The organism is uncultured Campylobacter sp. (assembly GCF_938040115.1).
In the GTDB taxonomy this organism is placed as follows: domain Bacteria; phylum Campylobacterota; class Campylobacteria; order Campylobacterales; family Campylobacteraceae; genus Campylobacter_A.
In genome coordinates, this window is record NZ_CALHXD010000263.1 from 1 (window position 1) to 6701 (window position 6701).

Here is a 6701-nt window from a genome sequence, read left to right on the forward strand (position 1 = left end):
TTGCAAAGCTCGCGCGCCTCGATGCTATAACGCGCATCGGTGAGGAAAAATTTGCGCCCCGCGAGACTCAAAAATATCGCGTTGTCGCAGCCATATCCGCACTCGTGAAATACGGCGTTTTCGTCCTTTAGGATAAAATTTTTCAACTTCGCCCTATCTTACTCCGCTTTTTCTCTAGCGGCCCTTAGAGCTTTTATCTGCTCAAAAATTTGCAGCATCGCGATCATAGCTAGGTGGTAGCCCACAGGCCCAAAGCCCACGATCTGCCCCGCAGTTACCGGCGCTATGAGGCTTTTTTGGCGGAATTCTTCGCGGCGGTGGATGTTGCTGATATGCACCTCGATAACCGGAAGTCCGACGGCTGCGATAGCGTCGCGGATCGCGATAGATGTGTGCGTGTAGGCGGCTGGGTTTATGATGATGCCGTCAAATTCACCGAAGCACTCTTGGATTTTATCCACTAGTTCGCCCTCGAAATTGCTCTGAAAAAACTCAATCTCGATGCCGTTTTGCTCGGCAAAAAGCTTCATCTGTGCGTGGATATCCTCCATCTTCATCGAGCCGTAGATATCAGGCTCGCGCGTGCCCAGCATGTTGATATTCGAGCCTTGGATGACCATTAGTTTAGATTTTGTTTCCATTTTTAGCCTTTTAAAAGATTTAAATTTAGCCTTGATTATACATTTTTTAAGCTAAATTTTCGCTACAATCACGAAAAATAGGAGCTTGAAAAATGATCATCGTTAAACCGAAATTTACAATGCTGTGCGACGAAAATTTTACCGTTTTAGAGGATGCGGCGATCGCTTTTGATGAACGTATCCAGGCGGTTGGAAAGGCCGAGGAACTGCGTAAAAGATACGAGGGCGCGCGGTTTTTCGAGTATCCAGACGCCGTTTTGGCGCCGGCCTTCATCAACCCGCACGTGCATCTGGAGTTTAGCGCGAACAAGACCAGCCTCGTTTACGGCGATTTTTTAGAGTGGCTAAGCTCGGTTATCGCCTCTCGCGGCGCGCTCTCACAGGCGGCAAACGACGCCGTCATCGCCTCTGCGATAAAAACCATGCAGCGTAGCGGCGTGGCGAGCTTCGGAGCGGTTTCTAGCTTTGGCGGGGATTTGGAGGCGTGCGCGAACTGCGGCGGGCGGGTCGTGTTTTTTAACGAAATTTTAGGCACGAACGAAGCCGCGCTGGAGCAAAATTTGGCAAATTTCACCGCCCGCTTTGAAGCGTCGCAAAAGCGCAAAAGCCCACTTTTTACGCCCGCGGTTTCGGTGCACTCACCCTACTCCACGCACCCTGATTTAGCCGCTGCGGCGCTAAAATTAGCCCGCGAGCGGGACTTGGTCATCTCGACGCATTTTATGGAGAGCGAACATGAAAAAAACTGGCTAGAGGGCGGCTCTGGCGGCTTTAAAGAGTGGCTGGTCAAATTTAACCCCGCCGCGCGTCCGCTTTATACGCCAAGCTCGTTTGTAGCGATGTTTGCAGGCGTTCGTACGCTCTTTACCCACTGCGTTTGGGCGGATGATTTTTCGGGCTTTAACCCGAAGCTTCACAGCCTCACGCACTGCGCGGTTTCAAACAGGCTGCTTAGCAAACGCACGCTAAATTTACGCGCCGCGCTGGACGTGGGAGCAAACATAAACATCGGCACGGACGGGCTTAGCTCAAATATAAGCCTAAATTTCCTTGACGAGCTACGGGCAAATTTGCTCATTCACACCGAATTTGACCCGCTTGAGCTAGCTAAAATCTTGCTTCTATCATCGACAAAAAATGCGGCAAAGGCGCTAAATTTAGACTCGGGCGAGATAAAAACGGGCAAGCTAGCCGACCTCGCGCTATACGGCGGTTTTGCGCAGGCGGACGCGGTGCAGCTACCGCTCATGCTCATCTTGCACGCTAAGGGCTGCGAGCGGCTATTTGTGGGTGGCGCAGAGGTAAATTTAAACGATTAAGCCAAATTTTACAGTTTAGGCTCTGGCGCGAAAAAATAAAAATGCTAAATTTAAGCTCAAATTTGTGGCTCGTTTCTTAAATCCCGCCCGCTAGCTAAATTTATAAATTTAAATGGTAAAATGCGCCCGAATTTCACGAAAACGATAAATTTAAAGGAAAAAAATGGGATTTTTAAGATTTATTTTTGCGCCGATTGCGGCGATTTTTAGGTTCATAAACACCTATTTTAAGGCGATGCTGTTTTTACTCATCGTATTTTTGATATTTTTTAGCGGCGAGCGTGAGAGCATAAATCCGCCCAACCTAACCCAGATCAACCTCTCAGGCGCGATCATGGACGCAAACGAGGCGCTAGAAAAGATCGAGGCCGCGCGCAAGGACGCCAACATCAAGGGCGTACTGCTTTATATCGATAGTCCGGGCGGTGCGCTAGCGCCTAGCGTCGAGCTGCACCTAGCAGTCAAAAATCTGCGCGCCAAAAAGCCCGTAGTCGCGTATGCGGGCGGGTCGATGACGAGCGGGAGCTACTATGCGGGCGCGGGCGCGGACAGGATTTTGGCAAATCCGGGCGCATTTATCGGCTCGATCGGCGTGATAATGCAAGGCGCAGACGCCAGCGAGCTAGCGGCTAAAATCGGCGTCTCGCAGCAAGTCGTAAAAGCGGGCGAGTATAAAGAGGCTGGGACGTTTCTGCGCCCGTGGAGCAAAATCGAGCGCGAGCAGCTACAAGAGCTCGTAAACGCCAGCTACGAGATGTTCGTAAGCGACGTGGCGGCGGATAGAAACCTAGACGCGAACAAAAGCAAAGAGTGGGCAAACGCGCGGGTATTTCTCGCCAGCGACGCGGCAAAGCTCGGACTCATCGACGAGGTTAGCGATTATTATTCGGCGCGCGCCGAGCTAGAAAAACTAAGCGGCGTGGCCGAGCCCGTCTGGGAAAAGCCGTCCGTCTACGAAAAAGCGATGCAAAAATTTATAAATCAAGGCGCAAACTCGCTAATCTCGGCGTTTTTTGAAGCTAAGGCGAGGTAAATTTAAAGGCGCGGCGTGAAAATAATCTCGAAATTTAAAGACAACTACGACTTTATGGTATCAAAATACGGCCTTGACGAGACGCTGGTTTACGACCGTAGAAACTCGACTCTCGTCGCCGCCGATGAGCTATGGAAACTGAGCAAAATAGACAAAATGGATTTTGAAAAGAAACTGGGCGGTTACCGATTTGCGGGCGGTAAATTTATAAATTTAAACAAAACTGACATCAACGATGTGCCGCGCCTGCTACACTCTATCATCTTTATCGGCAAAAAATTAGTTCATATTTTCGCCGCTGATGGCAAGATCTATACCAGCCTCGATCTAAAAGAAACCGATAACAAAACTGGGATCTTGACGTTTAACAACGATTTTCGCGCCTATCCCGTTTCGCAGTTTCGGCAGATAGGCGATCGCGCCACGAGAGAGGATATTTTGCTCGACATAAAATACCCCCTAGGCGCCACCTGCGAAAAATCGTTAAAAAACATCGTTCGCGACGGTAAAGCGATAAGCGCAGACGAGATTTTAAATGCGCCGATCGTGCTTTTTAAGATAACGCAAAGCATCCGCACTGCCGCGATAAATCCGCAACTTAGCGCGATGGGGCTTTATCTGGACGCTGATTTCGTCTGGCAAAGCCTAGTAGAGTTTTTATCCGCCAAAAAGGACGCCTCTGCGCCGGCAGGCATAATCCCAAACGATATAAAAATCGCCAGCAAGGGCTTTGACGTAAAACGCTCGTTTCGTCCGAAGATGAAGTAGCGTAACTAAATTTTTCTTGCTGGATAAGCGCCTATTTGGATTAAATTTTGCGATAAAATTTTGAAACTAAACTTCGGTGCGACCAGCTAAACGCAAACGACTAGCAATAGACCTGGCGGGTAAATTTAGTCAAATTTTATATAAATTTTACGCGGCAAAATGCAAGACATCAACTTTATCGCAACGAAATTTGCTCAAATTTAGCGAAATCAAAAACTCGCCAAAGCTAAATTTGAGCACGAGTTAAAAATGCCAAACCACTCGCCAACGCTACGCCGCCGCCAAATTTAAACCTCCTCAAGCCCCATCAAAAGCCTGATAGCAAGATTTGCCTCGTGATTTGCGCAGATCGCCACGCGCGCGGCCATGAGCCCCTGCCCTACGCCTGCGGCGTTTTGCAGATCGCCGCACAGATATACGTTTCGCGCAAATTTGACCGTTTTTATGAGATTTGAGCTAAAGTAGCCCGCCATACCGGACGCGCCGACGATCTTTTTATCTCGCAGGCTCGCGCCCGCCTCATTTACCATCATCGCCTTGCCCGCGACGTTGTCAAAGGCCTCGCAGATGACGCCACACGGCGCGAAAATCTCGGCGACGTTGGCAGCAGTTAGCGTCACGTCGTGCGTCACGACCTCGACAAATGGATTTACCTCGGCGATGAGCTCTTTTAGGGCGTCCGTCTTTTTCATACCGATGTGGCGGACGAAGTACTGCTGGCGGTTTAGGTTGCTAGGCTCCACGACGTCAAAGTCGGCCAGCACGAGCTTGGCGACTCCCGTGCGCGCTAGGCTTAGCGCGATATTTGAGCCAAGACCGCCCAGCCCCGCCACGCCCACGCAGCCGCTAGCTAGCGCCGCGTTTAGCTCGGGGCTGTTTCTGGAGGCGATCATGGCCTTTAGCACTTCGCGTCCGGGCATCACGCCGCGCCTGATAAATACGACGTTTGAGCCCTCTTTTAGCTCTAAATTTTCCTTCGTCGCAAAGCCGTCTAGGATAAAGATATCAGGCTCGCTAGCGTTAAATTCGACTAGAAATTTATACATATCACCGTTTTTATCGTCCAGAGCCTCGTTTTTTAGCTCATCCATCGTGTTTGCCGCGACTTTAAATTTCGCTCCGTTTAGCGTTATCTCTTTCATTTTTCTCCTTAAATTTACAAAATCATTTGGCTAAATTTGACGCGCTCTAGCCCAAATCCCGCTCAAATTTATACCATCCGTAAACGTCACCCTCAAGCTCGCCGTGAAATAGCGGCTTGAGTTTTAAATTTAGCCTCACCGCGGGCGCGTCCAAAAGCTCGCTCGAGCGGTAAAGCAGCAGCCATTTTACGCGTTCGTCGAGAGTCTTTAGCACGTTTTCGCCGCCCTCAAACATCGTTAAACGCGGCGCGAAAGCTTCGTTTATATCGCTCGTTACGCGCACGCTCCTACCCTCCACGCCAAAAAGCGGTATAGACGCGTCAAGCTCCCGCTCGCGCGAGTATATCATGACGTTTGGGCTTTTGCCGTCCTCTATCAGCCTGGTGTCTAGCCTCGGGCGGTCGGCGCGGACGGTGGCGCCGCCGATAACTAGCAGCTCGGCCGCACTGCGAAGGCGGTGAGAGTGCGTACGGCTAGCTAAATTTGAGATGATCTTGCTCTGCGCGGTGCCGACTGCGACGCCGTTTGCGCTAAGGGCGAGCTTAAAAAAACTAAAATTCCCCCTCTGCCACGTTAGAAACGGCTCTACCAGCTCGTCCGCCTTGCGCCGTAGCACGTCAAATTTGACCGATATACCGCTGCTTTTCAGGATTTCCGCGCCGCCGCTTGCCACGGCGTTTTCGTCGCCTCTAGCGATAACGACTTCGGCAAATTTTAGCCGACTTAAAAGCTCGGCGCATGGCGGAGTTTTACCGCGGTGAGCGCATGGCTCGAGCGTCACGTAGGCCTTGGCGCCTTTTAGCAGATCGCCGTGATTTTGCAGGATGTATTCATACGTGAAATTTGGCTCCAAGTCCGCGTTTTCAAGCTCGGCAGCACTTTCAAATTTGACGCCCAAAGCCGCGTTGTAGTCTCGTAAAAAATCCCTTAAAAATGCCTCGCTTTTTTCGCAGAGCGCCAATAAAATCGCGCTTGGCTCCGCGTGCAAAAAGCCCGCTCTTTTATGAGCGGCGACTGAAAGCAACCTACCGCCGGCATCCAAAACCGTACAACCGACGGCTGGGTTTGGGTAGGTTAAAATTTGAAACTCCCAAGCCTTTTTTATGGCTAGAGACATGTAAAATTCGTCGTTTATCATCGCTGCCGCCTAGTTAAATTTGGGGTATTATACTAAAATTTGCGCGGCGGATTTTTAAATTTAGCGACTTATTTTTACTATTTTGATCTCCAAACTCGCACCTTCGCGGCGTAAATTTCGCTAAGATTCGCTCCAAACGTAAAATCCCAAAAGAGGCAAAATTTGAACATAAACGAAGCCATAGTTGCCACCACGAAAAAGCAAAGCGAATGCAAAAGGCGATATATTAAAAGCGTAATTCTTGGACTTTTCTTTACTTTCGGCGTGCTTTTGATAGGAGGTGAGATCGTTATGTATATATTCGACAGCAGCGGAGCTAGAGATTTATTTGCAGCCGTCTATTTCCCGTTTATCATTCTTGCTATTAACATATCCGCATACTATGCGCTAGATGCGGAAAAAGATTATACGAGTTTTTTTAAAAATACGTTCATTCGCATTGCGATAAAAGACGTAAATCCAACCTTTAAATACGATCCCCAAGCAGGCATAACCGAAACAGAATTTAGAAAAATCAATATTTATTCACGCGACAGATTCCGCGCCGAAGATCAAATCAGCGGCATTTATAATGGCGTCAAATTTAGCCTCAGCGAAGCGATCGATATCCCAAATGACTCGAAGCTAAATTTAGGCGACTCGGCGACATTAAATTTACTC

Annotated in this window: 6 protein-coding genes and 2 pseudogenes; 4 read left to right on the top strand and 4 right to left on the bottom strand. The window is 49.4% G+C overall.

The window, feature by feature from the left end; genetic code table 11:
- Positions 1-146 (bottom strand): annotated as a pseudogene (locus tag Q0314_RS08845) (X-Pro aminopeptidase); the annotation flags it as partial.
- 12 nt (positions 147-158) lie between these two features.
- Complete coding sequence (aroQ, locus tag Q0314_RS08850; RefSeq protein WP_298058343.1) at positions 159-641, bottom strand: type II 3-dehydroquinate dehydratase; 483 nt, start codon at positions 639-641, stop codon at positions 159-161.
- A gap of 92 nt (positions 642-733) precedes the next feature.
- Between aroQ and Q0314_RS08855 the strand changes: the two genes are divergently transcribed.
- The 3 genes from Q0314_RS08855 to Q0314_RS08865 all read left to right on the top strand — a co-directional run bounded on the left by Q0314_RS08855 (position 734) and on the right by Q0314_RS08865 (position 3761).
- Positions 734-1960, top strand: a complete 1227-nt coding sequence (locus Q0314_RS08855) for a metal-dependent hydrolase (RefSeq protein ID WP_298058345.1) — start codon at positions 734-736, stop codon at positions 1958-1960.
- Positions 1961-2123: 163 nt separating this feature from the next.
- Complete coding sequence (gene sppA, locus Q0314_RS08860) at positions 2124-2993, top strand: signal peptide peptidase SppA (protein WP_298058347.1); 870 nt, start codon at positions 2124-2126, stop codon at positions 2991-2993.
- A gap of 15 nt (positions 2994-3008) precedes the next feature.
- A complete protein-coding gene (locus Q0314_RS08865) occupies positions 3009-3761 on the top strand; it encodes a hypothetical protein (RefSeq protein WP_298058349.1) in 753 nt (250 codons plus the stop codon).
- A 287-nt stretch (positions 3762-4048) separates the two neighbouring features.
- Here the strand turns inward: Q0314_RS08865 and thiF are convergent, their stop codons facing one another.
- Together thiF and ribD are read right to left on the bottom strand one after the other, a co-directional pair.
- Complete coding sequence (gene thiF, locus Q0314_RS08870; protein WP_298058350.1) at positions 4049-4903, bottom strand: sulfur carrier protein ThiS adenylyltransferase ThiF; 855 nt, start codon at positions 4901-4903, stop codon at positions 4049-4051.
- 46 nt (positions 4904-4949) lie between these two features.
- Positions 4950-6041 (bottom strand): bifunctional diaminohydroxyphosphoribosylaminopyrimidine deaminase/5-amino-6-(5-phosphoribosylamino)uracil reductase RibD, encoded by a 1092-nt coding sequence (ribD, locus tag Q0314_RS08875; protein ID WP_298058352.1) that lies wholly within the window; start codon positions 6039-6041, stop codon positions 4950-4952.
- A 162-nt stretch (positions 6042-6203) separates the two neighbouring features.
- On the opposite strand from ribD, the pseudogene Q0314_RS08880 reads away from it, so the two are divergent.
- Positions 6204-6701, top strand: a pseudogene (locus Q0314_RS08880) (hypothetical protein); the annotation flags it as partial.

What these genes read in the sequence shown, in the direction of transcription:
- aroQ (WP_298058343.1), bottom strand. Translation starts at nt 641, where the DNA reads ATGGAAACAAAATCTAAACTAATGGTCATCCAAGGCTCGAATATCAAC.
- sppA (WP_298058347.1), top strand. Translation starts at nt 2,124, where the DNA reads ATGGGATTTTTAAGATTTATTTTTGCGCCGATTGCGGCGATTTTTAGG.
- ribD (WP_298058352.1), bottom strand. Translation starts at nt 6,041, where the DNA reads ATGATAAACGACGAATTTTACATGTCTCTAGCCATAAAAAAGGCTTGG.
- Q0314_RS08855 (WP_298058345.1), top strand. Translation starts at nt 734, where the DNA reads ATGATCATCGTTAAACCGAAATTTACAATGCTGTGCGACGAAAATTTT.
- thiF (WP_298058350.1), bottom strand. Translation starts at nt 4,903, where the DNA reads ATGAAAGAGATAACGCTAAACGGAGCGAAATTTAAAGTCGCGGCAAAC.